The organism is Streptomyces sp. NPDC005722 (genome assembly GCF_040630935.1).
Taxonomy (GTDB): Bacteria; Actinomycetota; Actinomycetes; order Streptomycetales; family Streptomycetaceae; genus Actinacidiphila.
Window position 1 is genome coordinate 1 of record NZ_JBEXYN010000066.1, and the last position, 25,289, is coordinate 25,289.

At 73.2% G+C, this 25,289-nt stretch carries 25 protein-coding genes; 12 read left to right on the plus strand and 13 right to left on the minus strand.

Annotation, left to right across the window (positions count from 1 at the left end; all coding sequences use genetic code 11):
- Positions 1-167: 167 nt before the first annotated feature.
- A complete protein-coding gene (locus ABZ479_RS38715) occupies positions 168-800 on the minus strand; it encodes a TetR/AcrR family transcriptional regulator (RefSeq protein ID WP_500465954.1) in 633 nt (210 codons plus the stop codon).
- Positions 801-889: 89 nt separating this feature from the next.
- On the opposite strand from ABZ479_RS38715, the gene ABZ479_RS38720 reads away from it, so the two are divergent.
- The 3 genes from ABZ479_RS38720 to ABZ479_RS38730 all read left to right on the plus strand — a co-directional run bounded on the left by ABZ479_RS38720 (position 890) and on the right by ABZ479_RS38730 (position 4,588).
- Positions 890-2,266, plus strand: coding sequence for a GH1 family beta-glucosidase (locus ABZ479_RS38720; protein WP_500465955.1), 1,377 nt, complete (start codon positions 890-892; stop codon positions 2,264-2,266).
- 94 nt (positions 2,267-2,360) lie between these two features.
- The gene (locus ABZ479_RS38725; RefSeq protein ID WP_500465956.1) at positions 2,361-3,626 is read left to right on the plus strand and encodes an MFS transporter; all 1,266 of its coding nucleotides are present in this window, start codon (positions 2,361-2,363) and stop codon (positions 3,624-3,626) included.
- Positions 3,627-4,033: 407 nt separating this feature from the next.
- The gene (locus ABZ479_RS38730; RefSeq protein WP_499611557.1) at positions 4,034-4,588 is read left to right on the plus strand and encodes an HPP family protein; all 555 of its coding nucleotides are present in this window, start codon (positions 4,034-4,036) and stop codon (positions 4,586-4,588) included.
- A gap of 4 nt (positions 4,589-4,592) precedes the next feature.
- Here ABZ479_RS38730 and ABZ479_RS38735 read toward each other — a convergent pair whose 3' ends face one another.
- The 3 genes from ABZ479_RS38735 to ABZ479_RS38745 all read right to left on the minus strand — a co-directional run bounded on the left by ABZ479_RS38735 (position 4,593) and on the right by ABZ479_RS38745 (position 7,730).
- Positions 4,593-5,984: an FAD-binding protein gene (locus ABZ479_RS38735; protein WP_500465957.1), complete on the minus strand. Its 1,392-nt coding sequence runs from the start codon at positions 5,982-5,984 to the stop codon at positions 4,593-4,595.
- Between the two features lie 269 nt (positions 5,985-6,253).
- The gene (locus ABZ479_RS38740; RefSeq protein WP_500465958.1) at positions 6,254-7,018 is read right to left on the minus strand and encodes an alpha/beta hydrolase family protein; all 765 of its coding nucleotides are present in this window, start codon (positions 7,016-7,018) and stop codon (positions 6,254-6,256) included.
- Positions 7,019-7,253: 235 nt separating this feature from the next.
- On the minus strand, positions 7,254-7,730 hold the full coding sequence (locus tag ABZ479_RS38745) for a hypothetical protein (RefSeq protein WP_500465959.1): 477 nt from the start codon (positions 7,728-7,730) through the stop codon (positions 7,254-7,256).
- Between the two features lie 232 nt (positions 7,731-7,962).
- Here ABZ479_RS38745 and ABZ479_RS38750 point away from each other — a divergent pair, with 232 nt between their 5' ends.
- On the plus strand, positions 7,963-8,826 hold the full coding sequence (locus ABZ479_RS38750) for an alpha/beta fold hydrolase (RefSeq protein WP_500465960.1): 864 nt from the start codon (positions 7,963-7,965) through the stop codon (positions 8,824-8,826).
- Between the two features lie 106 nt (positions 8,827-8,932).
- The gene (locus ABZ479_RS38755) at positions 8,933-9,316 is read left to right on the plus strand and encodes a nuclear transport factor 2 family protein (protein WP_500465961.1); all 384 of its coding nucleotides are present in this window, start codon (positions 8,933-8,935) and stop codon (positions 9,314-9,316) included.
- On the opposite strand, the gene ABZ479_RS38760 is transcribed toward ABZ479_RS38755, so the two are convergent.
- Both ABZ479_RS38760 and ABZ479_RS38765 read right to left on the minus strand, forming a co-directional pair.
- Positions 9,282-10,118 (minus strand): helix-turn-helix domain-containing protein, encoded by an 837-nt coding sequence (locus ABZ479_RS38760; protein WP_500465962.1) that lies wholly within the window; start codon positions 10,116-10,118, stop codon positions 9,282-9,284. The genes ABZ479_RS38755 and ABZ479_RS38760 overlap by 35 nt on opposite strands.
- A 61-nt stretch (positions 10,119-10,179) precedes the next feature.
- Positions 10,180-10,932, minus strand: coding sequence for a class I SAM-dependent methyltransferase (locus ABZ479_RS38765; protein WP_500465963.1), 753 nt, complete (start codon positions 10,930-10,932; stop codon positions 10,180-10,182).
- A 100-nt stretch (positions 10,933-11,032) separates the two neighbouring features.
- On the opposite strand from ABZ479_RS38765, the gene sph reads away from it, so the two are divergent.
- Entirely contained in the window at positions 11,033-12,010 is a 978-nt protein-coding gene (sph, locus tag ABZ479_RS38770) for a sphingomyelin phosphodiesterase (protein ID WP_500465964.1), read from the plus strand.
- A gap of 52 nt (positions 12,011-12,062) precedes the next feature.
- Here the strand turns inward: sph and ABZ479_RS38775 are convergent, their stop codons facing one another.
- The 3 genes from ABZ479_RS38775 to ABZ479_RS38785 all read right to left on the minus strand — a co-directional run bounded on the left by ABZ479_RS38775 (position 12,063) and on the right by ABZ479_RS38785 (position 16,606).
- Positions 12,063-12,890: an aldo/keto reductase gene (locus ABZ479_RS38775; RefSeq protein WP_500465965.1), complete on the minus strand. Its 828-nt coding sequence runs from the start codon at positions 12,888-12,890 to the stop codon at positions 12,063-12,065.
- 142 nt (positions 12,891-13,032) lie between these two features.
- A complete protein-coding gene (locus tag ABZ479_RS38780; protein WP_500465966.1) occupies positions 13,033-14,865 on the minus strand; it encodes an AMP-dependent synthetase/ligase in 1,833 nt (610 codons plus the stop codon).
- Positions 14,866-15,079: 214 nt separating this feature from the next.
- Positions 15,080-16,606 carry an MFS transporter gene (locus tag ABZ479_RS38785; RefSeq protein ID WP_500465967.1) on the minus strand — a complete coding sequence of 509 codons (1,527 nt, stop codon included), beginning with the start codon at positions 16,604-16,606 and terminating at the stop codon, positions 15,080-15,082.
- A gap of 124 nt (positions 16,607-16,730) precedes the next feature.
- Between ABZ479_RS38785 and ABZ479_RS38790 the strand changes: the two genes are divergently transcribed.
- Positions 16,731-17,705 (plus strand): Lrp/AsnC family transcriptional regulator, encoded by a 975-nt coding sequence (locus ABZ479_RS38790; RefSeq protein WP_500465968.1) that lies wholly within the window; start codon positions 16,731-16,733, stop codon positions 17,703-17,705.
- On the opposite strand, the gene ABZ479_RS38795 is transcribed toward ABZ479_RS38790, so the two are convergent.
- Complete coding sequence (locus ABZ479_RS38795) at positions 17,683-18,537, minus strand: LysR substrate-binding domain-containing protein (protein ID WP_500465969.1); 855 nt, start codon at positions 18,535-18,537, stop codon at positions 17,683-17,685. The genes ABZ479_RS38790 and ABZ479_RS38795 overlap by 23 nt on opposite strands.
- A gap of 123 nt (positions 18,538-18,660) precedes the next feature.
- Here ABZ479_RS38795 and ABZ479_RS38800 point away from each other — a divergent pair, with 123 nt between their 5' ends.
- Complete coding sequence (locus ABZ479_RS38800) at positions 18,661-19,710, plus strand: bile acid:sodium symporter family protein (protein ID WP_500465970.1); 1,050 nt, start codon at positions 18,661-18,663, stop codon at positions 19,708-19,710.
- Between the two features lie 31 nt (positions 19,711-19,741).
- On the opposite strand, the gene ABZ479_RS38805 is transcribed toward ABZ479_RS38800, so the two are convergent.
- Both ABZ479_RS38805 and ABZ479_RS38810 read right to left on the minus strand, forming a co-directional pair.
- Entirely contained in the window at positions 19,742-20,113 is a 372-nt protein-coding gene (locus ABZ479_RS38805) for a DoxX family protein (protein ID WP_500465971.1), read from the minus strand.
- 30 nt (positions 20,114-20,143) lie between these two features.
- Positions 20,144-20,998 carry an MBL fold metallo-hydrolase gene (locus tag ABZ479_RS38810; protein ID WP_500465972.1) on the minus strand — a complete coding sequence of 285 codons (855 nt, stop codon included), beginning with the start codon at positions 20,996-20,998 and terminating at the stop codon, positions 20,144-20,146.
- Positions 20,999-21,073: 75 nt separating this feature from the next.
- Between ABZ479_RS38810 and ABZ479_RS38815 the strand changes: the two genes are divergently transcribed.
- Together ABZ479_RS38815 and ABZ479_RS38820 are read left to right on the plus strand one after the other, a co-directional pair.
- The gene (locus ABZ479_RS38815) at positions 21,074-21,325 is read left to right on the plus strand and encodes a hypothetical protein (RefSeq protein ID WP_500465973.1); all 252 of its coding nucleotides are present in this window, start codon (positions 21,074-21,076) and stop codon (positions 21,323-21,325) included.
- Positions 21,325-21,918, plus strand: a complete 594-nt coding sequence (locus ABZ479_RS38820) for a histidine phosphatase family protein (protein ID WP_500465974.1) — start codon at positions 21,325-21,327, stop codon at positions 21,916-21,918. The genes ABZ479_RS38815 and ABZ479_RS38820 overlap by 1 nt, the downstream gene beginning before the upstream one ends.
- Positions 21,919-21,947: 29 nt before the next feature.
- Here the strand turns inward: ABZ479_RS38820 and ABZ479_RS38825 are convergent, their stop codons facing one another.
- Positions 21,948-22,322, minus strand: coding sequence for a cupin domain-containing protein (locus ABZ479_RS38825; RefSeq protein ID WP_500465975.1), 375 nt, complete (start codon positions 22,320-22,322; stop codon positions 21,948-21,950).
- A gap of 99 nt (positions 22,323-22,421) precedes the next feature.
- On the opposite strand from ABZ479_RS38825, the gene ABZ479_RS38830 reads away from it, so the two are divergent.
- Together ABZ479_RS38830 and ABZ479_RS38835 are read left to right on the plus strand one after the other, a co-directional pair.
- Entirely contained in the window at positions 22,422-22,874 is a 453-nt protein-coding gene (locus ABZ479_RS38830; RefSeq protein WP_500465976.1) for a MarR family winged helix-turn-helix transcriptional regulator, read from the plus strand.
- Positions 22,875-23,188: 314 nt separating this feature from the next.
- Positions 23,189-24,706: a GMC family oxidoreductase gene (locus ABZ479_RS38835; protein WP_500465977.1), complete on the plus strand. Its 1,518-nt coding sequence runs from the start codon at positions 23,189-23,191 to the stop codon at positions 24,704-24,706.
- The last annotated feature ends 583 nt before the right edge of the window (positions 24,707-25,289 follow it).

A 25,289-nucleotide genomic window follows, 5' to 3' on the forward strand; every position in this document is an offset into this window, starting at 1 on the left:
ATCTTCGAGCTGGTCGACTACGGCGTGGTGGGCGACCTGTTCCAGGTCGTGCCGCAGCTGACCGAGGAGGTCACCGCCCGCAAGGGCTGACCCCCGCCGCACTGGACGGCAGCACCCACCGGAGCCCCGCGACGCCACCACGGCACCGCGGGGCTCCGTCGTGTCCGTCAGCCGCCCAGGTAGCCGCGCAGCAGGCGCTTGCACTCGGCGATGAGTACTGGATCCCCCTCGGGGTCCCGGCGGAAGGCGAGCCGCAGGACCGCGTCGGCCGACTCGAGCGCGACGTGCAGCCGCACGCGGGCGGTCGCCTGGTCACCGTCGCCGAGCAGCGCGCCGACGAGGAACCAGAGCCGGTCGGCGACGGCCGCGTTGTTCTCCAGCACCGCGTCCAGGAGGTGGATGCTGCGGGGGTCCTCGCGGCCGATCGCCCCGAAGTCGACCACGCCGAAGCCCGGCACGGCGCGGCGCATCGCGACGTACTCCTCGACCGCCAGGTCCACCATCGCCCCGACCCGCCGCGGGCGTTCGGCCTCCACGCGGCGGGCGAGCCGGTCGGCGAAGTGCCCCAGGTTCCGTTCGGCCAGGGCGGCCAGCAGCCCGTCGACACCGGGGAAGAACTGGTACAGCGTGCCGATCGGGACATCGGCGCGCCGGGCCACCTCCTTGGTCGTGAGCGCCGTGTAGCCGACCTCGTCCAGCAGCCGCGCGCAGGCGTCCAGGATCCGGTCGAAACGTTCCCGGCTGCGCTGCTGCACGGGACGGCGGCGGAGCGGGGCGGACGGGTCGGGGGGTGCCTGCATGGTCCCACTCTGCCGGATCGGGTGTAGGTTGACGAGGCCCAACATGAGCTTTCCTCATGTTCTCGCGCTCGGCAGAGGAGAGGATCCCGATGTCCCCGCTTCCCGCCTCCTTCAACTGGGGTGCCTCCACCGCCGCCCACCAGATCGAGGGCGCCGTCGCCGAGGACGGCAAGGGGGCGTCGATCTGGGACACCTTCAGCGCCCGGCCCGGGGCGATCCGCGACGGGCACACCGGTGAGGCCGCCTGCGACCACTACCACCGCCACGCGGAGGACGTGGCGCTCATGAAGGACCTCGGGATCGACTCCTACCGCTTCTCGATCTCCTGGCCACGCGTCCTGCCGGAGGGCCGGGGACGCGTCGAGCCGCGCGGACTCGGCTTCTACGACCGCCTGGTGGACGAGCTCCTCGCGGCCGGCATCACGCCGACGCCCACCCTCTTCCACTGGGACCTCCCGCAGGCGCTGGAGGACGAGGGCGGCTGGCTGAACCGGGACACGGCCCGTCACTTCGCCGAGTACGCGGCCGTCGTCGCCGGGCGCCTCGGCGACCGGGTGACACGCTGGATCACCCTCAACGAGCCCTTCGTCCACATGGTGTTCGGCCATGCCTTCGGCACCCACGCCCCCGGCCGCGCCCTGATGCTGGAGGCGCTGCCCGTCGCCCACCACCAGCTGCTGGCGCACGGGCTCGCCGCCGCCGCGCTGCGCGCGCACGCCGCGGCCCCCGCGCAGGTGCTGATCGCCAACAACTGCACCCCGGTCAGGACCCCCGAGGGTGCCACCGACGCCGACCACGCCGCCGCCGCGGCCTACGACGCCCTGCACAACCGGCTGTTCACCGACCCGCTGCTGCTCGGCGGCTATCCCGACCTGTCCGCGTACGGTCTGACCGACCCGACCTGGGGCGGCGTCGTCAGGGCGGGCGACCTCGACGTGGTCGCGGCGCCCCTCGACGGCCTGGGCGTCAACTACTACAACCCCACGTGGATCGCCGCCCCCTCGGCGGAGACGGGCCTGCCCTTCGACCTCCTGGAACCGGACGTCGCCGTCCCGGGCCGCCCGTACCCGCGCACCGCCTTCGGCTGGCCGGTGGTGCCGGACGGCCTCACCGAACTGCTCACCGGTCTCGACTCCCGCTACGGGGCCGCGCTCCCGCCCGTCTGGATCACCGAGAACGGCTGCTCCCAGACCGACCGGCCGGCGGAGGACGGCGAGATCAGGGACGAGGCCAGGATCGACTACCTCCGCACCCACATCGAGGCCGTCGAGGCCGCGCACGCCCGCGGGGTGGACGTCCGCGGCTACTTCACCTGGTCGCTGCTGGACAACTTCGAGTGGGCGGAGGGCTACCACCAGCGGTTCGGGCTCGTCCACGTCGACTACGCGACCCAGCGGCGGACGCCCAAGGCCTCGTACCACTGGTACCGGGAGCGCATCGCGCAGGCGCGCCGCACCGCGCCCTGATTCCCCCGTGTCCCTTGGCGCCCCACCGCCCCGGCACTACACTCGCGCGAACATGAGATGACCTCATGTTCTCGGGTGCTGCAGGGGGAACCGCATGCGCCACACCGGTGAGGACGCCGCCCACGTCCCGGACACCACGTCGGCCGAACCGGTCGTACGGGTCCGTCCGGCCTGGACCGCCCTGCTCAGCCTGGCCACGCTGGCCGTCTTCATGGCCTTCATGACCCCGATCCAGATCCTGCTGCCGCTGCAGCTGGAACACATCGACCCGGCGGGGAAGCACACCGCGCTGTCCTGGGTGACCGGCGCCGGCGCGCTGGTCGCCATGGTCGCCAACCCCTTGGCCGGTGCCCTGTCCGACCGGACGGTCTCACGCTTCGGGCGCCGCCGGCCGTGGATCGTCGGCGGCGCGCTGGCCGGGGCGGCCGGACTCCTGGTGACGGCGGGTCAGCACACCGTCCTGGGCGTGGCCCTCGGCTGGTGCCTCGCCCAGGCCGGGCTCAACGCCATGCTCGCCGGCGTCACCACGCCCATCGCCGACCGCGTGCCGGTCGCCCAGCGCGCCGAGGTCTCCGGATGGACGGGCATCACCCAGTCCCTCGGCCTGGTCGTCGGCGCCGTCGTCACGACCACGGTGGTCACCGGGGTCGCCTCCGGCTACGTGACGATCGCGCTGCTGACCGTCCTCCTCGCGCTGCCCTTCGTGCTCCGCTTCGGCGAACCGGCGCTGTCCCGCGCGCTGCGTCCGCCCCTCGACGCGCGCCGCCTGATCGCCGGCCTGTGGGTGAGCCCGCGCCGCCACTCCGACTTCGGCTGGGCCTGGCTGACCCGCTTCCTGATCAACCTGGGCAACGCCATGGGCACGCTCTACCTGCTCTACTACCTCACCGACTCGGTCCGCCTGGAGGACCCCGACACCGGCGTGCTGGTCCTCACCCTGATCTACACCCTGTGCGCGGCGCTCACCGCCGTACCGGTGGGCGTGCTCTCGGACCGGGTGGGCCGCCGCAAGGGCTTCGTACGGCTCTGCGCCGTCGTCATGGCCCTCGGCGCGGTGCTGCTGGCCTGCGTCCACACCTGGCCCGCCGCCATGGCCGCCGCCGCGGTGCTGGGCGCCGGCTTCGGCGTCTACCTGGCCGTGGACCAGGCCCTGGTGACCCAGGTCCTCCCGGCCGCCGAGCACCGTGCCAAGGACCTCGGCGTCATCAACATCGCCAACTCCGGCCCCCAGGTGCTCGCCCCCGCCGTCGCCGCCCCCGTCATCGCCCACCTGGGCGGCTACACCGGCCTGTACCTCGTGACCGCGCTCGTCACCCTGCTCGGCGGTCTGCTGATCGCCAAGGTGCGCGCGGTCCGCTAGCGGCGCCCGGTACGCCCGACGACGCGGGCCCGGGCCCCTGGGAAGCACTCCGAACCTGCCGGCCGAACGCGGGCTCCGCGACCGGGCCCAACTCGTCGTCCTGGCCTACGAGTCCGGACTCCTCCGCCCGGGCCGCTGATCCCGGCCCGCCCCGGCCCGGCCCGCCCCGGCCTGGCGCGCCTCGGGCCGGGCCGCGCCAGGGGCTTCGATAGAGGCCTTCGATCAAGCGATAGGAATGCGGTCTTGGACGCGGCACGTGCCGCGACGCGACGATCGAGGGCGTGATCCCCGTCGTCACGGAAGAGCCGCCGTGGGCCGGATACGGGGATGATCCCGAGGAGTCCCCATGCTGATTCCGCGTGCCCGGGGGGCCTGTGCCCCGTCCTGCCCCGAGACCGGTCGCCCTCATGGCGACTGACGCGTCCGGGGCGACCAAGACCGTCGACGTCGCACCCGGCGAGGCGGAGCCGGCGCCGAAGCGCCGCGGCAAACGCCACCTGCCGCGGCTGCCCCCGCGCACGATCGCCTCGGCGGCCGTCACGACCTCCGTCGGGCTGGCCGTGCTGGTGGCGCTGGGCACGCTCACCCACCAGACGGTGCTCGTGCCCCCGCTGGCGGCCACGATGGCCATCGTCACCGCGACCCCCGAATCCCCGCTCGCCCAGCCCCGCCACGTCATCGGCGGCCACATGGTCTCCTGCCTGGTCTGCTTCGGCGTGCTCGCCCTCGGCTGGCACGGGCCCTGGGCCGCCGTCGTGGGCTGCGGCATCGCCTGCGGACTCGTGCTGCTGCTCAAGACGCCCCATCCGCCGGCCATGGCCACCGCCGTCATGATCATGCTGACCGCCCCGTCCGCCACCCACTTCGTCCCCCTGCTGGCCGCGGGCGCGCTGCTCCTCGTCGTGGTGCAGATGGTCTCCGCCCGGCTGCGCCGCGAGGTCTACCCCACGTCGTGGTGGTGAGCGTTCAGCCCGCCGCCGGGATGTTGTGGTTGAACCGGAACACGTTGCCGGGGTCGTACCGCGCCTTGAGCGCCTTCAGCCGGCGGTAGGTCTCCGGCGGGTACGCCGACGGCGTCCGCCCCTCGAGCGCGTCCGCGTGGGACAGGAAGGCGGGGTGCCTGCGGTCGCCCGGCCGGGGCGACACGCGCTCGGTGAGTTCCGTGCCCGAGGCGGCGGTTCGCGCCGCCTCGCCGGGCGCCACGAACGTCAGCGTCAGCAGCGCGAAGGCGGCGTCCCGGTTGCCGACGGCGTTGGGCGTCCCGGACGGCGCGGCCAGCGCGCCGCCGAGGTGCCGCACGTCGACGATGTCGATCCGCGTCTCGGCGTCCGGGCCCGCGGTGTCGAGGACGGCCTCGACGGCCTGCGGGGTCAGCTCGTCCAGCACGGCGAAGTGCTCGACGACGGCCCACGGTTCGGGGCCGTCGGGCACGATGCCCAGGCAGTCCGCGAAGGGCATCTCCGTCACCGTGTCCGCGAGCAGCGGTGCCGCGTACCGCATCGGCGCGACGAGCCGGGCGCCCTCCGCGGCCGGCGCGAGGCAGGAGACGCGGACGTTCACGGTGAGCGTGCCGCGCATGAACTGCGGGAGGAACGGCACGTCCGGCATCCGCATCAGGGCGAGGGAGGACGTGACCTCGTCCGGCGCGTCGGCCGTGAAGTCCCGGTAGGCGCGCAGGACCTGCTCGGCGTGCTCCCCGGCGTAGTAGAGGTTGCCCGCGTAAAGCTGCGTCACCGGGAACAGCGTGAACGCCATGGCGGTCACCACGCCGAAGTTGCTCTTGCCGCCCAGCAGCGCCCAGTAGAGGTCCGGCTCTTCGTGCGGCGCGACCCGGCGCAGTTCGCCGTCGGCGGTGACCACGTCCATGGCCTGCACGTGATCGGCCGCCCAGCCGTAGGCCCTGGCCATGCCGATGCCCAGTCCGCCGCCCAGCGTGTAGCCGACCACGCCGACCGACGGTGACGACCCCACCTGCGGCGCGAGGCCCTCGCGCGCCGCCGCGTCGACCACGGGTCCCCACAGGGTCCCCGCCTCGACGTGCGCCGTTCGGGCGCCCGCGTCGACGCGCACCCCGTTCATGCGCCGCGTGGTGATCAGCACCCCCTGGTCCATCGGCAGCGACGGCCCGTGCCCGGTGGTCAGCACTCCCACCGGCAGCCCGTGCTCCCCGGCGAACCGCACGGCGGCCTGTACGTCGGCGGCCGTCGCCGCACCCACGACCACCTGTGGATGGTGCGCCACGGCCAGGTTCCCTCTCGCGCACTCGGCGGCGTACTCCTCGTCCCCGGGCGTCAGCACCTGGCCCGAGACCTCGGACGCCAGCTTCCTGACGTCCTGTTCGAAGGGAAGTTCGGTCATGGTTGCCTCCAGAGGGGCTCGTCGCCACAACTGGAACAATTACATGCAAACGGTAAAAAAGAGCCACGTGGGCTGCCAATTACTGCTGAGTCAAGACCACGGAACGGACGCCTCCGTCCCGGATCGTGAGACATTCGGCGGCGCGTCCCGCAGGACCACCGGCTCTCCGGCGAGCACGGGCTGCGCGTGACGCGCCCGGGCGTACCCGCACGGCCGGATGGCGCGGTCGCGGCGCCCGGACGGCCCGCCGGACGCCGCGACCGCGCAGGTCACGCCGAGGCGGTGACCGCCGCGCCGAGGTGCCGGGCGAAGAAGCGGACCGCGCTGTCCGCCTCGAAGCGGGGCAGTTCCTTGTGCGTGCCCGAGTTCACGTGCAGGGACTTCTCCTTCGAGGCGAAGGCGTCGAACAGCGCGAGACCCTCCTCGCGGGAGATGTGCTCGTCGTCCCACTGCAGGTCGAACTCGATCGGGACGGTGATCCGCCGCGCCTTCGCGGCCAGGACGTCGGGCCAGTGCTGGCCGAAGACCGCCGCCGTGACCCGGGGTTCGGCCGCCACGAACGGCACGCCGATCGCGGTGCCCATGTTGATGCCCCAGTAGCCGACCGGCCCGCCGGCGCCGATCTCCGGAAGTTCCTGGAGGGCGTCCAGGAGCGCCCGGTACTCGGGGACGGCCAGCTCCGCCAAGTGGTCGTTGTAGCGGATGACGACCGGGCCCTCCGGCTCGCCGGCCGCCCGCGCCCGGAACAGCTCGGCGACCTCCGCCTCGTCGTGCGCAGTGCGCGGCCGGTCGCCGTGCCCGGGTGCGTCGAGGACCGCGACGTGGAAGCCGCAGCCGGTCACCAGGCGCTCCGCCCGGCCGGACATCGCCGGGTGCTTCTTGTGGTTGCCGCCGCCGTGGCCCATCAGGACCAGGGGCGCGATCTCTCTACGGGAGGCCGGCGACCAGAGGACACCGGGGACCCCGGCCACGGTGAAGTCGCGCTCGAGCACGCCGTTCGACGACGACTCGGCGGTGAACTGCAGGGAATGCATGGGTGTTGCCTTTCGGGAGTGCCTGGTTGTCGAGGCGCTCCCGGCGACACCTACGTCAGTCGCCAGACCGTGACGGCAGGGGGGAGCACCCACGGGGAACCGCGTTCATGGGTCTCACCTCCTCCGGCGACGTCACGTGCAGGCGAAGCTAGCAGAGCGGCGATCGGCACGCCCGCGCATTTTCCCCCCAGAGGCCTGGACATGCCCCACGGCGCCACATCGCCGAGGTGCCGGGTCAGCCGATCCAGTCCTCGCCGCACCGATGCCGGTCCAGCCCCACGGCCGAGAACTCGTCCTCACCGCCGCCGGCCACCACGCCCAACCGCCGCAGCGCCTGGGAGATCGGACTGCCCGCAGGCGGAAAGGGCCGGCCCTCCTCCACATCGAGCGGTCCCAGTACAAGGGTGCCCCCGTCCCAGACGGCAGCTCGCTGCTCGCCCACACCGCCGAAGTACTCGGCCTCCACGTACGCCACCGGCCCAGCGGCCGACCAGCCGGCGAGGCGCCTCTCGAGCCCTTCCGGCAACGGCGAGAAACCGGAACCGCCGGCTCCGCCGACCTCGCCGTCCGCGACGGGACCGAGCAAGGCGTCGGTCAACGGCAGCAGCGACAGGCCCTGCCCGATCGACGCCGCCCGGGCGCCGGGCAGCTCCCGCACCACGGCAGCCAGCACCGCCTGTCCGGCGATCAACGCCCGCAGGTCGTACGCCATCCCCACGCCTTCCCCGGATCGGAGGTCCCGCCCCACTCCGGGGTGGCCATCGCCCGGATCCGAACCGGGGTACCGCATCGGGCGAGCCCGCGTACGGCGTCCTGGGCCGCTGGACGACGCATGACCGGTCGCAGCGTACCCGCCGGGCCGGGCGCCCCGCCTCCCCGTACCGTCTCGCCCGGAAAGCCGATCAGGCAGCCCCCAGATCAGGGTCACGAGGGACGATGTGGGGGTGGAACTGCGTCGAGCAGACGGCGGGGTGATCGCGGTCGAGGTGCTGGGGGAGCCCGACGCGCCTGCCGTGCTGCTCTGCCACGGGCTGGCCGACTCACGGCTGGCCGTGCACGGCTTCGCGGGCGCGGCCCACGCGCTCGGACTGCGCTTCATCGCCCCGGACCGCCCCGGTATCGGCGGCACCGACACCCGTCGCCTGACGCGGGTCGTTGACTGGGTCGCGGAAGCCGCCCTGGTCCTGGACGCACTGGACGTCGGCTCGGTGGCCCTGCTCGGTGTCTCGGGCGGCGGAGCGTTCGCGGCCGCCTGCGCGTCCGAGCTGGCTGACCGTGTCCGCAGCCTGCTGCTCATCGCGCCCCTCGGTCCGCCCGCCTGGCCCACCCGCGGCATGGCGGCCGGGCAGCGCGCGTCCTTGCAGATCGCCCGGTGTGCTCCGGCCTTCGGCGGCTGGTTCATGGGCCGCCTGGCCACGCTCGCGCGCCGGGAACCAGTGCTGTTCGTCCGTCTGGCGACCAGCGAGATGCCTGTCAGCGACCGGCTCGCCCTCGCCCAGCCGGACGAACGCGAGGCCTTCGTGACCAACTACCGGGAGGCGTTCCACCACGGCAGCCGGGGAGTCGCGCAGGATCTGCGGGTGCTGACCCGGCCCTGGGGCTTCGACCTCGAATCGATCAGGGTGCCCACGTTGATCCACCACGGGGACGCCGACACCACCGTCCCGCTCCAGCACGGCCGCCGCTTCGCCGCCGCGATCCCCGGGGCCCGCCTTCACGTCCACCCCGGCGAAGGCCACTTCTCGATTCTGACCGCACCCGAGCAGATGCTGGCGGCGCTCGCCGCCCCGCCATTACCCCCCGCGTAATCGACCCCGTCCCGCGGCACGGGCAGGGTGGTCGTACCGGGCGGGCGGGGTGGCGCACTCCACCCCGTCCGGCCGGGCCCAGACCGTTCGGACGAGGAGGACCGTGATGTCGCAGAACCGCTACGAGGCTGCCGTGGCCTGCTACTTCGAGGCGTGGAACAGCACCACGGACGCGGAGGCACGGGCGAAGGCCGTGGCCGCCGCGTGGGTGGAGGACGGCACGTACACCGACCCGTTGGCACAGGTGGCCGGGTACGAGGCGATCGGGGCGCTGATCGCCGGGGTGGGGGAGCGGTTCCCCGGGTTCGTGTTCACGCCCGTGGGGGAGGTGGACGGGCACCACGACGTGGCGCGCTTCGCCTGGGAGCTGGGACCGGCCGGTGCGGAGGCCGGGGCCGCGCCGATCGCCGGCTCCGACGTGATCACGCTCGCCGAGGACGGCCGGATCCGTTCCGTCAGCGGCTTCCTGGACCGGCTGCCCCCGGCGTGAGGGCCCGGAGGGCGGCGGCGGTCTCCGGGTCGGCGGGCAGGAAGGTCTCGACCGCCAGCTCGGAGACCGTCACGTCCATGGGGGTGTTGAAGGTGGTGGCGGTGGAGATGAAGGACAGCACCCGGTCGCCGTGCTCGATCCTCATCGGCAGGGCGAAGGGGAAGACCTCGGAGTCGTCCCCCGGTGCGGGCGCGGCGGGGCCCTCGGCGTGGCCGGCCGGGGCGGGGTAGGACGTCAGCTCCTCGTACAGGGCGCGCAGCGGCTCGTGGCCGCTCATCCTGATCTGACGCTCGATCCGTTCCAGCAGGTGCCCGCGCCACTGGCGGAAGTTGCGGATGCGCGGTGCCATGCCCTCGGGGTGGAGCGTGACGCGCATGGCGTTGAGCGGTGGCCGCAGCAGGTGCGGGGCGACGCCCTCCAGCAGGGCGCCCACGCCCTGGTTGGCGGCGACGACGTCGTACATGCCGTCCAGGACCAGCGCGGGGTACGGCTCGTAGGCCGCCAGGAGACGGTCGAGGCCCTCGCGCAGCGGATGCATCGCGGGGTCGCCCAACGGGGTCTCCGGGTACGCGGGGGCGTAACCGGCGGCGATGAGCAGCGCGTTGCGCTCGCGGACCGGTACGTCGAGGTGCTCGGCGAGCCGCAGGACCATGCCCTGGCTGGGCCGGGAGCGCCCGGTCTCGATGAAGCTGATGTGCCGGGCCGAGCTGTCGGCGCGCAGGGCGAGTTCCAACTGGCTGACGCGCCGCCGCTCCCGCCAGCCGCGCAGCAGCGTCCCCACACCCGCCGTGGTCGTCGTCATGCCCCGACCGTAACCCAGGTGCGGGGGCCGGTGCCGTCGTGAAACCTGCCGGCCGAACTGCTCAACGAGCCGCCGTTGTAGGGGTGTCCTTGGTGAGCGCGAGGAGGCGGTAGACCGGGTCGGGGCGGGCGGTGTCCGGGGCGGGGAGGGCGGCGAGGCGTGCGGCGAGGGTCTGTGTGTCGCCGGCGCGCAGGGAGAGCGCGGAGGCGAACTCGCCCGCCGCGATCCGGGTGGCGAGGTCGCGGGGGGCGCGGCCCTGGCCGTGGCCGGTGAAGCGGGCCCCGCCCGCCGGGCGCAGGCCGTGCGCGGCGGCCTGACGTACCACCCGTTCCTCCGCGTCGTACGCCTCCCGGGTGCGGTACGGCGCGAGGAGCGCGTCGACGTCGCTGCCCACGTCGTGCCCGGCGTCCTTGTCGACGGTGGTGACGAGCACCCCGCCGGGCCGCAGCACCCGGGCGCACTCGGCGATCACCGCGGCCGCGTCCGGCAGCAGGTGGAGCACCCACACCGCCGTCACCGCGTCCAGCGAGGCGGTCGCGAACGGCAGCCGGTGCACGTCCCCCTGGACGATCCCGGGCCCCACCCGGCCGGCGGAGAGCCGGGCCATGGCCAGGGCGGCGTCGACGCCGAGCACCCGCAGCCCGGGCCGGCCGGTGTAACGGGCCGTCACCAGGCCGGTACCGCAGCCGATGTCGAGCACGGTACGGGCCGGGCGGGGTATCAGCCCGAGCACGGCGCCGGCCGCCGCCTCGGCCCGGGGGACGCCGCCGCGGGTGGCGTCGTAGATCGCGGCCTGCTCCTCGTAGTCCAGCACGCCCGTAGGCTAGCCGCCCGCCATCTACCCGGCGGTAACCGGCTGCCCCTAGTCTCACGCTGTTCCCGCGACCGAGCTCCACCCGACTCCAGGAGAGCCCGTGAGACACGGCAGAGCCGCCGCCTGCGCCCTCGTCCTGCTCCTCGCCTCGTCCGCCGGCACCGCAACCGCCGCCGCGGCCCCCACCCCGACCGCCGCCGCACCCCAACTGCGCCTGGTCACCAGCAACGTGATGATGCTGCCGCGCACCCTCTACCCCAACTGGGGCCAGTTGGAGCGCGCCGACCTGATCGCCGCCTCCGGCTACGTCCAGGGCGCCGACGTCGTGGTCTTCCAGGAGGCGTTCGACAACGGGGCGTCCGACCGGCTGCAGGCGAACCTCAGGGGCCGCTACCCCTACCAGACCCCGGTGCTGGGCCGGTCCAGGAGCGGCTGGGACCGTACCGAGGGCGCGTACAGTTCGCTCACGCCCGAGGACGGCGGGGTGACGGTGCTCAGCAAGTGGCCGATCCTGGAGAGGGTCCAGCACGTGTACGGCGACGCGTGCGGCGCGGACTGGTTCTCCAACAAGGGCTTCGTCTACGTCGTCCTCGACGTGAACGGCACCCGGGTCCACGTCGTGGGCACCCACACCCAGGCCGACGACTCCGCCTGCGGCAGCGGTGAGGCCGCGAGCGTGCGCGCCGCGCAGAACCGGGAGATCGACGCCTTCCTCGACGCCCGTGCGATCCCCGCGGCCGAGCCGGTGGTCGTCGCGGGCGACCTCAACACGGACGCGGGCGGCGCCGAGTACGCCCGCATGCTCGCCGACCTGGACGTGGCGCCGCCCGACGCCGCCCCGGGCCCGGCCGACAGCTTCGACCCGGCGACCAACTCCGTCGCCCACGACCGCTACCCCGACGACCCCGCGCAGCGCCTGGACCACGCGCTCCTGCGCAACGGCCACGCGCGCCCGGCGCGCTGGGACAACCGGGTGCTCGACGAGCACTCCCCGCGGTGGTCGGTCACCAGCTGGGGCACCACCTACACCTTCGACGACTACTCGGACCACTACCCGGTCGTCGCGGGCGACGTCTGAGCACGCCCGGGCGCGGCGGCCCGCCGGGCCGCCGCCCCGCGGCGTGCGTACGTCAGTTGAAGGAGAACGGGTCCGGGCCGAGGCGCCCGCCGTCGTCGAGGGCGTCGATCGCGGCCAGGTCCTCGCCGTCGAGCTCGAAGCCGAAGACGTCGATGTTCTCGCGGATCCGCGACGGGGTCACGGACTTGGGGATCACGACGTTGCCGAGCTGGAGGTGCCAGCGCAGGACGACCTGGGCCGGGGTCCTGCCGTGCTTGGCGGCGACGGCGGCGAGCGCCGGCTCGTCGAGGAGGCCGCGGCCCTGGCCGAGCGGTGACCAGGCCTCGGTGGCGATGCCGTGACCCGCGTGGAAGGCCCGCAGTTCGCCCTGCGGGAGGTGGGGGTGCAGCTCGACCTGGTTGAGGGCGGGTACGACGCCGCCCTCGTCGAGCAGCCGCTGCAGATGGGCGACCGGGAAGTTCGACACCCCGATGGCCCTGGCGCGGCCGTCGGCGTGGATCTTCTCCAGCGCGCGCCAGGTCTCCTGGTACAGGCCGCGGGCCGGGGCGGGCCAGTGGATCAGGTAGAGGTCCACGTAGTCCAGGCCGAGCTTGCCGAGGGAGGCGTCGAAGGCGCGCAGGGCGTTGTCGTGGCCCTGGTCGGTGTTCCACAGCTTGGTGGTGACGAACAGTTCCTCGCGCGGGAGGCCGGACGCGGCGATGGCGCGGCCGGTGCCGTGTTCGTTGCGGTAGAGCGCGGCGGTGTCGATGCTGCGGTAGCCGGCCTCCAGGGCCGTGGCGACCGCGGTGGCGGCCTCGTCGTCCGGGACCTGCCAGACGCCGAAGCCGAGCTGCGGCATGGTCACGCCGTTGTTCAGGGTGATGTCGGGAACCTTGCTCACGGTCAGGTCGTCCTCACTTCGTCGGAGCCGGACTCGTAATCCGTTCATCGTACAACGATCTCTGTGGCGGAGGCATTCCCGGGCGTCCCGGGCGTCGCGAGCGTCCCGGGCATCGCGGGCGCCGCTCCGCGCCGGGGTCGCCCTACGAGTGGTAGAGGGCCTCGATCTCGCGGTTGTACGCCTTCTCTATCGCCCTGCGCTTCAGCTTGAGCGACGGCGTGAGCAGCCCGCCCTCCTCGGAGAACTGCCCGGCCAGGATGCGGAAGGTGCGGATCGACTCGGCCTGGGAGACGAGCGTGTTGGCGGCGACGACCGCCCGCCGGATCTCCGTCTCGAGGTCGGGGTCCCGGATCAGCCTGGCGATCGGCAGCTGAGGCTTGGCCCGCATGGCCAGCCAGTGCCCGATGCCCTCGGGGTCGAGGGTGATCAGCGCGCCGATGAAGGGCCGGTCGTTGCCGACGACGACGCACTGCGAGACCAGCGGGTGGGAACGCACCCGGTCCTCCAGTACCACCGGCGAGACGGACTTGCCGCCGCTGGTCACCAGGATCTCCTTCTTCCGCCCGGTGATGGTGAGGTAGCCGTCCTCGTCGAGGGCGCCGAGGTCCCCGGTGGCGAGCCAGCCGTCGTGCAGCACCTCCGCGGTGGCCTTGGGGTTGTTGAGGTACTCGCCGAAGACCTGCCCGCCGTAGACCCAGATCTCGCCGTCGTCGGCGATGTGCACCGTGGTGCCCGGGATGGGCAGGCCCACCGTGCCGAAACGTGTCTGCTCGGGCGGGTTGGCGACCGCGGCGGCCGTGCTCTCGGTGAGCCCGTACCCCTCGAAGATCCGCACGCCCGCGCCGTCGAAGAAGAGCCCCAGCTGCCGGTCCATCGCCGAGCCGCCGGAGAAGGCGTGCCGGACCTTGCCGCCGAGGGCGGCGCGTACCTTGCCGTAGACCAGCTTCTCGTACAGCTGGTGCTGCATCCGCAGCGAGGTGCTGGGGCCGGGGCCGGTGCCGAAGGCCCGGGCCTCCATCGCCTCGGCGTGCCGCACCGCCACTTCCACGGCCTTCTCGAAGGGCCCGAGCCTGCCCCCCGCCTCGGCCTTGCGGCGGGCGCCCTGGAAGACCTTCTCGAAGACGTACGGCACGGCGAGCACGAAGGTCGGCCGGAAGGAGGCCATCGCCGGCAGCAGTTCGGCCGCGGCCAGGTTGGGCTGGTGGCCGAGCCGGACCTTCGCGCGGACGGCCGCCACCTCCACCATGCGCCCGAAGACGTGGGCGAGCGGCAGGAAGAGCAGCGTGGACGCCTCGTCGCCGCGCTTGCTGTGGAAGACCGGCTCGTACCGGGCGACGACGTTGTCGCTCTCGGACATGAAGTTGCCGTGGGTGATCACGCACCCCTTGGGGCGGCCGGTGGTGCCCGAGGTGTAGATGATCGTCGCGATGGAGTCCGGGGTGACCGCCGTGCGGTAGCGGTGCACCAGCTCGTCGTCGACGCCATGGCCGTGCAGGGCCAGTTCGGACAGCGCGTCGGAGTCCAGTTGCCACAGCCGCGTCAGATGGGGGAGTTCGTCGACGACCGCGCCGATCGTCATCGCGTGGTCCTCGTGCTCGACGACGCAGGCGACCGCCTCGGAGTCGTGCAGCATCCAGCGGACCTGGTCCGAGGACGAGGTGGGGTAGATGGGGACGGGCTGGGCGCCGATCGCCCACAGCGCGAAGTCCAGCACGGTCCACTCGTAGCGGGTACGGGACATCAGGCCGACCCGGTCGCCGAAGCGGATGCCCTGGGCGAGCAGGCCCTTGGCCACCGCGAGGACCTCGTCGCGGAACCCGGCGGCGGTGACGTGCTCCCAGTCCGCGTCGTCCGCCTTGCCGCGGCGGCTCAGCACGATCCGGTCCGGCTCTTCTTCGGCATTGACGAAGACGGCGTCCGCCAGACCACCGACCTGGGGTGCCGTCACCAGTGGGGGAATGGTGAACTCGCGCAACGTCGCTCCTCGACCGCCTCGGCGGTCACAGAACGTACCCGATACCACGTGGGGTGGGGAGGGGTGTGACATTCGGCTGTGAAGGCCCGCGTGGGCTCCCTCACACTCGCGTGACGAGCCGATTCCCGGTTACCGCAAGGAACATGGCGCGGGAGGACGGTTTCCGGGCGGACCGAGGTCCGCCCGGACTCTGCACCAAATCCCCTCGGGGGGATCACGGCCGCTCTACAGCCCCCACCGGCTCGGGGGCCGCCGCCGGCGCCGCGACGCCCGGCCGTTCGCGGACGAGGACGAGCACGACCGCGCCCGCCAGCAGGCCGGCCACCCCCGCCGCCAGGGCCGCCGCGTCCAGGCCCGCGGCGAAGGCGGCGTGCAGCGCGTGGTCCGCCGCCGCGCGCCGCTCGGAGGGGACCCGGGCCAGCAGCTCCCGGGCGCCGCCGCCCGCGAGGGCGCGGGCCGTGTCGTGCGGGGCGGGGGCACCGGACGCGCTCAGCGAATGCTCCATGCGCGTGGACAGCAGGGTGCCGAACACGGCGACGCCGAGGGCGTACCCGAGTTGCCGGAAGGTGTTGACGGCGCCGCCCGCCATGCCCGCGCGCCGTGGCGGAACGGAGGCCAGCGCCGCCCCCGCGATGGCCGGGTTGACCAGCCCGACGCCGAGGCCCGCCACCACCAGGCCGGCGGTCAGCGCGCCCCAGCCGGAACCGGCGTCGAGCAGCGTCTGGGCCAGCGCACCGGCCCCGATGAGCACCATCCCGCCGCCGATCACCAGCCGGTACGACGCCCCGTGCAGGAAGCGGCCGCCGACCGCGGAGGCGACGAAGGCCGCCAGCGCCAGGGGTATCAGCACCAGTCCGCCGCGGACCGGGCTCAGCCCGAGCAGCGTCTGCAGCCACAGCGAGGTGTAGGGCAGGAAGCCGAAGGCCGTTCCGCTGAGCGCCAGCGCGCCGACCATGATCGCCGTGAAGGAGGGGTTGCGGAACAGCGCCAGGTCCAGCATCGGCTGCTCCGCACGCCGCTCCACCGCCACGAAGACCACCAGCGCCGCCACCGCGCCGGCGAACGTCCACGCCGTACGGGCCGACGCCCACCCGGCCTCGTCCGCGCGGATCACCGCGAAGGTGAGCAGCCCGGCGAAGGCGGTGAAGGACGCCGTGCCCGGCCAGTCGATGCGGGCCCCGCCGTGGCCCCGCGACTCCTTCACCACCCGCAGCGTCAAGGCGATCGCCGCGACGCTCACGGGCAGGTTGACGTAGAAGATCCAGCGCCAGTCCAGCGCCTGGGTGAGCAGCCCGCCGAGCACCGGGCCGAGCGCCGCCGCCGCGCCGCTGACCGCGCCCCACACGCCCAGCGCCACCGAGCGGTCGCGGCCCTCGTAGGCCGCGCCGAGCAGTGAGAGCGTCGTGGCGAACATCGCCGTCGCGCCGACCCCCTGCACCGCCCGCATCGCCACCAGGACCCCCGCGCCGGGAGCGAGTCCGCAGGCGAGGGAGGCCGCCGCGAACAGGGCCGTGCCCGCGACGTACATCCGGCGCCGGCCGATCACGTCGGCCGCCGAGCCGGCGCCCAGCAGCAGCGCGGCCAGTGCCAGTGCGTAGACGTCGATCATCCACTGGAGGTCGGAGAGCGACGCGTCCAGGGCGTCCGCGATGTCCGGCAGCGCGACGACGACGATCGTCACGTCGATGAGCAGCATGAAGGTGCCCAGACAGACCGCCATCAGCGGTCCCCACTTGCGCATGGTCCTTCTCCGTTCCGTTCTTCCGTTCCGTGGAGGGTCCTCCGTACCATCGCGAGTGGGCCCGGGCTTCTTCCAGCCACGGGCACCATCGCGAAGGAATCCGACACGAACAGAGAGAAGGCACATGGATTCCCACACGCTCGACGAGCTGGACATGCGGCTGGTGCACGCCCTGCAGCTCGACGGGCGCGCCCCCTTCAGCAGGATCGCCGAGGTCCTCGGCGTCTCCGACCAGACCGTGGCCCGCCGCTACCGGCGGCTCCGCGGCGACTTCGGGATGCGCGTGCTCGGACTGCCCGAACAGGAACTCCTGGGACGCACCCGCTGGGCGCTGCGGCTGCGCAGCACCCCCGAGGCCGCCGAGTCCCTCGCCAAGGCGCTGGCCCGGCGCGACGACACCGCCTGGATCTCCCTGATGTCCGGCGGCACGGAGGTGATGTGCGTGACCCGCCCGCGCAGCCACGACGAGCACGACGCGCTGCTCCTCGGGCGCCTGCCGCGCACCCCGAGCATCGTCGAGATCGGCGCGCACAGCATCCTGCACACCTTCTACGGCGGCGCCCTCGGCTGGTTCGCCAAACGCGGCGCGCTCAGCGCCGAGGAGGTCGCGGCGCTGCGGCCGCCGCCGCCCGAGCCGCCCTCCGGCACGGTCGTCCTCGATGCCACCGACGAAGCCCTGCTGGCCGTCCTGGCCCGGGACGGCCGCGCCTCCTACCCCGAACTCCACCGCGCCACCGGCCTGTCGGAGTCCGCGGCCAAGCGGCGGCTGGAGCAACTGCGCGGCTCGGGCGTGCTCTACACCGACGTCCAGCTCGACACGGCGTGGATCGGGCACGACACCCGCGCCATCTTCTGGATCACGGCCGCGCCCGCCGCCCTCTCCTCCGTCGGGCAGGCGCTGGCCGCGCACCCCGAGACCGCCTACGTCGCCGCCACCACGGGAGCGTCCAACCTCGTCGCCGTGGTCATCTGCAGCAGCACACCGCAGCTCTACCGCTACCTCAGCGAGTGCGTCGGCGCCCTGGACGGGGTCCGGCACGTGGAGACCGTGCCGTCGCTGCGCCTGGTCAAGCAGATCACGACCGAAGGGATCCGCTGAGGATCGCCGCCGCGAGGGCGTCCGCCGCCTCCTGCGCCGCGGGCCGCCGCCGCCCGTGCAGCAGCACGAAGTCCACGCCGCCGAGCTCCGGCAGCCCGGCGCGGGCCGGCACCCGCACCAGGCCGGGCGGGATCAGCCCCTCGGCGTGCGCCATCACCCCGAGTCCGGCACGCGCGGCGGCCACCAGCCCGCTCAGCGAGCCGCTGGTGCACGCGATGCGCCACGCACGGCCGTTGCGCTCCATGACCTCCAGGGCCCGCGCCCGGGTGATCGCGGGGGCCGGGTACAGGATCAGTGGTACGGGCCGCTGGGGTTCGGGGCGGTAGCGTTCGCCGGCGATCCACACCAGCCGGTCGCTCCACACCAGCTGGCCGTGGGTGTCCCCGGACGCGCGTTTGCCGAGCATCACGTCCAGGCGGCCGGCGGCCAGCTGCCGGTGCAGGGTGGCCGACAGCTCCACCGTCAGCTCCAGGTCGACCTCGGGGTGGTCGCGCCGGAAGCCCTCCAGGATCTCGGGCAGCCGGGTCAGGACGAAGTCCTCCGAGGTGCCCAGGCGCAGCCGGCCGCGCAGCCGGGTGCCCGCGAACCACCCCGCCGCGCGGTCGTTCGCCTCCAGGATCGTCCGGGCGAAGCCCAGCATGGCCTCGCCGTCCTCGGTCAGTTCCACGCTGTGCGTGTCGCGCGTGAAGAACCGCCGGCCGGCGGCCTCCTCCAGCTTGCGCACGTGCTGGCTCACCGTCGACTGGCGCAGGCCGAGCCGGTGGCCGGCCTGCGTGAAGCTCAGCGTCTGGGCCACGGCGACGAAGGTCCGCAGCTGCACCGGATCGAACACACGGCCAGCCTACCGCCCCCATCGCGATACGTGATGACAGTGAGTGCGGTCAAAGTCATTTACGATCGCCCGGTCAGCGGGCACTCTGGAGAGGGCCCCGTCCAGCACCGATGAGGAACCACCATGCGCCGCCTGCGTTACCCGTCCTGGCTCCCTGTGGACCCGTACATCGCGGCGCTGCTCGGCACCGTACTCCTCGCGGCGCTGCTGCCCGCCCGGGGCACCGGCGCACACCTCGCGGGCGGGGCGTCCACTGGGGCGGTGGGGCTGCTCTTCTTCCTCTACGGCGTGCGCCTGTCCACCCGTGAGGCGATGGACGGACTGCGCCACTGGCGCCTGCACGGCACCGTGCTGGCCGCCACCTTCGTCGCCTTCCCGCTGCTCGGCCTGGCCTCGGGCTCACTCGTGCCGTACCTGCTGACGCCCGAGCTGCACACCGGGCTGCTCTTCCTGTGCCTGGTGCCCTCGACCATCCAGTCCTCGATCGCCTTCACCTCCGTCGCCCGCGGCAACGTGGCCGCCGCCATCTGCGCCGGCTCCTTCTCCAGCCTCGCGGGGCTCGTCCTCACCCCGCTGCTGGCCGCGCTGCTGCTCGGCGGGAGCGGCGCGGGCCTCTCGGCGGACGCGGTGCTCGGCATCGTGCTGCAGCTGCTGGTGCCCTTCGTGGCGGGCCAGCTGCTGCGGCGCTGGATCGCCGGCTTCGTCACCCGCCACAAGAAGGTGCTCGGCCTGGTCGACCGGGGCTCGATCCTGCTGGTCGTCTACACGGCGTTCAGCGAGGGCGTGGTGCGCGGCATCTGGCACCAGGTCACGCCGCTGCGCCTGCTCGGGCTGCTGCTCGCCGAGGCCCTGCTGCTGGCCGCGATGCTCGGCCTGACCTCGTACGGCTCGCGCCGGCTCGGCTTCCCCCGCGAGGACCGGGTGACCATCGTCTTCGCCGGGTCGAAGAAGAGCCTGGCGGCCGGACTGCCCATGGCCTCCGTCCTGTTCGGGGCCCAGGCCGGGCTGATGGTGCTGCCGCTGATGCTCTTCCACCAGATGCAGCTGATGGTGTGCGCGGTCCTCGCCAAGCGCTGGGCACGGCAGGCGGAGGCCGCGCAGGCCGCAGAGGCCGCCGCGCCCGCCGCCCCGGCCGTCGCGCGGTCCCGGGAGGTCGTGGCCGGCCGCAGGTGAACCGGGCCCGGCCGTCCGGCGGCGGGCCCGCTCAGCGCAGGGCGGCGACCACGAGGACCGCGAGCGCCATCGCCAGGAACAGCGCGTAGGCGACCAGGGCGCGCCCGCGGTCACCGTGGCGCAGCTGGCGCAGCAGCACCCAGGCGAAGATCCCCGCCTCCAGCGCCGCCCCGGCGACGCCGACGGCCGGGTGCCACAGCCCCACGAGCACCGCCACGGCGCCGAGCGTGTGCAGCGTGCCGAGCAGGGTGACCACCCACAGGCGCCGCCCCTCCAGCACGCCCAGCCGGGTCAGCTCGTCGAGCCGTTCCAGGCCGGGCCGCGCGCGCATCAGCTGGGCGACCGCGGAGGGGACGACCTCCAGCAGCAGGAGGACGGTCAGCGCGACGGCGAGGGCGAACACCCGGACAGTCTGCCGTACGGTCGAAGGCGCTCAGTCCGTGCGGCAGATGACGAACCCCGGGTAGGGGTGGCGGCCGGGCCGGTCGCCGATCTCCTCGACCGCCCGCCGGACCTCGCGGAGCTGGTCCACGCTCATCTCCAGCGGCGGCTCGTCGGGCTGGTGGGTGGTGCGGACGGGGTAGTCCACGCCCGGCTCGCGGGTCATCTCGATGTGGCAGCCCAGCACATGGGTGACCGGGCGTTCCGCGGCGAAGGCGACCAGCCGGTCGAGGGTGCGGCGGAAGGCGGGCCAGTCCTCGACGTACAGCCGGCCCGGGTAGACGGTGTCGCCGGTGAACAGGAAGCCCGTCGCCGGGTCGTAGTAGGTGACGGCGGAGGCGTGGTGGCCGGGGGTGGCCAGGCACTCCAGGACCCGTCCCCCGAGGTCCAGGCGTGCCACGCGGTCGGGGTCCTGGGTGAGGCCGAGGAAGTCCCAGGCGTCCTCGCGGTCGGCCGGCACCACGACGGTGTCCGGGCGGCCGGCGAACTGCGCGTCCCCCGCGACGTGGTCGCCGTGCGCGTGGGTGTGCAGGACCAGCAGTTCGTAGCCCGGCCGCTGCAGGGTGGGCGGGCGCAGTTCGAACAGCTCGTCCACGACCTCCCGCAACGGGAAGAACTCCTCCTCCGCGGTGGCCCCGGTGTCCAGGAGCACCGCGCGGTCGTCCCCGAAGAGCAGGAAGAGGAACGGCGCCTCGTAGTGGACCGCCTTGTTCTGCCGCAGGACGAAGGTGCGTTCGTCGTACTCGAACACCTGGATGTCCGGGTCGGTGTTGTGCTTCGCCGACGGCGACCCGTGGATCCAGCGCACGTCGAGCGGCTCCGGTGCCGAAGGGGCGGACGCGTTCATCGGATCTCCTTCGGGCGGTCGTGGCGCGAGGGCACCGTTTTGTGCGCCCCGCGGGTCGGGAGGGACACTGTCCACGTGACCTCGGAGGCAGCGGTGGCGACGCACGTCCACCCTAGCGGCGACCCCGCCCCGGACCGCGACGCCGGCCGGGCGTCCGGTACGGCGGCGCCGGAGCCGCCGGGCACCGGCACCGGCCACGAGGGCCACGGCGCCGCCGCGCACCGGCCCGCGCACCGCCGCGGGCCGGGACACCGCGCGTCCCGCGCATTCCTCAGCGAACCCGACGGCAACGACACCGGGGCCGTCCCCACGGAGGTGGCTCCCTGATGGCTCCGCGCCTCGTGCTCGTCCGGCACGGCCAGACCGAGTGGTCCCAGACCGGCCAGCACACCGGCAGGACCGACATCCCGCTCACCGAGGAGGGCCGGGAGGCCGCCCGCCTGCTGGGCAAGCGGCTGGCCCGCGCCCCCTGGCACGACTTCCCGGGCGCCCGGGTCCGCACCAGCCCCCTCCAGCGCGCCCGCGACACCTGCGAACTCGCCGGTTTCGGCGACCGGGCGCAGACCTGGGACGCGCTGCGCGAGTGGGACTACGGCGAGTACGAGGGCCGTACGTCCCCGGAGATCCGGGAGGAACGCCCCGGCTGGGTGATCTGGCGCGACGGGGTCGTCGGCGGCGAGACCTCGTGGCAGGTCGCCAACCGCGCGGACGAGGTGGTGGCCTGGGTCAAGGAGGAGGACAGCGACGCGGTCGTCTTCGCCCACGGGCACTTCCTGCGCACCCTGGCCGCCCGCTGGCTGCGGCTGGACCCGATGCGCGGCATGGTGCTGAGCCTGGCCCCGGCGTCGTTGTCGGTCCTCGGCTGGGAGTACGGCGACCCCGCGATCACCCTCTGGAACGACACCGCCCACCTGCAGTGACGCGCTGACCCGCGGGGTGCCCGCCGGCGTCAGCGGGCCCAGGGCGGGCTGATCCGCGACCCGTCGGCGAGCACCGCCTCCAGGCCCACCCCGGTGGTCACCCACACGGAGGCGGGGCCGTCGCCCGGGTTCTCCAGGGCCAGGCGGGAGCCGGCGGGCGCCGTGGCGACGTCACCGGGGGACAGGTCGTACGCCTCCCCGTCGATGGTCAGGCGCGGACCGCCGGACAGGACGAGGAAGACCTCCTCGCGGCTGATGGTGTGCGCGGGACCGGCGGTCCCGGCAGGCACCTCGCCGCGCCACGCGCACAGTTCGGTGCTGCCGGTGGCGGTGCGGGCGTACGACACGAAGCGGACACCGTGCAGGTCGTGGACGACGGCGTCGGCGGAACGGACGACGGGCATACGGACTCCTGTTCCCGGACAGGCCGGATAGGCAAGCAACTTGAGCAAGTTGCTTGCCTATATGCTCAAGCTGCTTGCGCACTGTGTCAAGGTGGCCGCATGAAGGACGAAGAGGCCCTGGCCATGGCCCTGGGCGTGAACCTGCTCGCCGCCGCCGGAGCCCTCACCGCCGCGATCCACGACGGCGTCGTCGCCCGCGGCTTCCACGACCTGCGGCCCGCCCACGGCTTCGCCTTCGCCCGGATGGCCGCGGGCGGCGCGACCGTCACCGAACTCGCCGCGCACCTCGGGGTGACCCGCCAGGCGGCCGGGCAGCTCGTCGACGAACTCGAGGCCAAGGGCTACGCGGAACGCCGCCCCCATCCGGACGACGCCCGGGCCCGGTTGGTCGTCCTCACCGACCGCGGCCGTGCCTGCACCCGCGCCGCCGACCAGGCCGCCGCCGAGGCGGTACGCCCCTGGGCCGGCCTGCTCGGCGAGGACCGCCTGCGCGCCCTCGTCGCGGACCTCGGCCGCCTCGCCCCGGGCGGCCCGGTCCGTCCGACGTGGTAGGCGGTTTCGCTGCGGCCTCACCGCTTTCGAGCGCCGAGCGCGCGAGTGGCGGGATGTGGGGGTGGTGCTGGCGGCAACCGTGGACGGTGCGCGAATTTACGTACGTAGTATCGACGAGTGTCCGAAATGTAGGCGATGTCACTCACGCACACGGGACAGTGCTCGACCACTGCCGGCTTCCGCTGGGGCCGTGCCCGATGTGACGGCGTTGCGCCCGGCCGAAGGCGCCGCCGAGTGACAGGCCGGGAGCGCTGCCGGCGCGCCGCGATGGTGCGCCGATCGCTTCCCCATTGCTCGTTGGCGGGATGGCTGGCATGGAAACCACGGAGAGTTTCGACTACATCGTTGTCGGTGGTGGCACGGCGGGATGCGTGCTGGCGGCGCGCCTGTCGGAGGACCCGGGTCTGAGTGTGCTGCTGTTGGAGGCCGGTCCGCTCGACCCGGTGCCCGACATGGCGGACCCGAGGCGGTGGTGGCAACTCGTGGGGTCGGCGGTGGACTGGGATTACGAGACGGTGCCGCAGCCCGGGCTCGGGGACGGGGTGCTCAGGGTGCCGCAGGGCAAGGTGCTCGGCGGGTCGAGCGGTATCAACGGGGTGATGTTCATCCGTGGCGACCGGTGCGGCTTCGACGCGTGGGATGCCGCCGGTGCCGCCGGTTGGACGTACGACTCCCTGCTGCCGTACTTCAAGCGCAGCGAGCGAGCCCCAGGGCGCGACCCGGCTCAACGGGGCATGAACGGGCCTGTTTCCGTCGAGCAGCCGGGAGCCACCGCCCTGCTCTGGGAAGCGTGCTTCGAGGCGGCTGTCGAGGCCGGGCATCTGTTCAACGAGGACTGCAACTCGGGGTCGGGGGAGGGGGTGTCGTTTCACGACAACAACATCCGTGACGGGCGGAGAGTGAGTGCGGCGGACGCGTACCTGACCGCTGCGACCGGCCGCCCCAACCTGACCGTGCGCGGGGACGCCCACGTTCAGCGACTGCTCCTCGAGGGCACTGTGTGCCGGGGCGTCACCTATCGCGTGGGCCACCGGACGACGCCAACCGTTGCAGACCGGGAAGTGATCGTGACGGCCGGGGCGATCCCGTCCCCCGCGCTGCTGCTGCGATCCGGCATCGGGCCCGCCGATCATCTGCGGTCAGTGGGTGTGGACGTGGTGGTGGACCTGCCCGGCGTCGGTGAGAACTTCCATGACCATGTGAAATCGCAGGTGACGTACACCGCGCGAACTCCGGTGTCCGTGACCGACTGGGCGCGCAAACCGCATGTGCTGCTGCGCAGCGCGCCGACAGCCCGCCCTGACCTGCATCTGCTGTTCACGGACTTCCCGGTGCGGCCTCGCTGGCAGCCCCAGGTCTACAGCGGGTACTCCGTGGTCTTCGGACTGATGACGCCGGCCAGTCGCGGACACGTGCGACTGGCCAGTGCGGACCCGGACCGGCAACCACTCGTCCATCCGAACCTCCTGGGCGATCCCGGGGACCTTGACCAGATGCTCCGAGGGCTTGACGCCGCGCGGGAAGTCGGGTCCGCTTCGGCCCTGGCCGGACTGCGTGACCGAGAGGTGTACCCCGGTCCTGACGTGGTGACCGATGCGGAGCGTCGGCACTACATCAGAAGCGCGGCAACGAGTTACACGCACTTGGTCGGCACGTGCCGGATCGGTACGGGTGCCCTGGCTGTTGTCGACTCGGAGCTTCGGGTGCGCGGCGTCGACAACCTGCGCATCGCCGACGCCTCGGTGATGCCGTCGGTGCCCTCGGCGAACACGAACCCGGCGGTCTTCGCCATCGCCGAGCGCGCGGTCGACCTCGTGAGAGACGCGCACTGACGCAGCGGCACGTGCCAGGTCGAAACCACTGCGACCCAAGGAGGTCGGGTCGCGGGCTTGACGGCATCGGCCGGTCGATGCCGGCCGTTCGCCGGTGCAACGTGCCCGGTTCGGCCATCACATCCTGTAGGGCCAGATCAGAGACGCATCGGAGGAAGATCCATGACCGACGGCGAAAATCCCGCTGTCCGTGCCAACGCCGGCTCGGCCCGCGACTGTGAGCACTGCCGCGGATGGGGAACCATCGTCACCGACCTCGGGCACCATGGACTGTGCCCGCAGTGCCAATTCACGGGCGAGGAGCCCACCCGCACGTCGCGGGGCTGGAGGGTTCGCTGCCGGCGGCTGTGGTGCCGGGCCGTGCTGACCCATCTTTCACGCTGGACCCGCTGCGACGCGCCAACATGTCCATGAGTTTCGGGTCGGTCCGCTATCGCCTTGGGTATCAGCGAGCTCTTTCCTCGCGGCCGCCGTGCGCCGAAGTCGATGTTCGGGTTCGCGGTATAATCGAGAATCGCGTCGAGGAAATTCTCAGCAAGCCGCCTGCTGTCACGCCCGTGGACGTACCGGGAGCCGTAGTGCC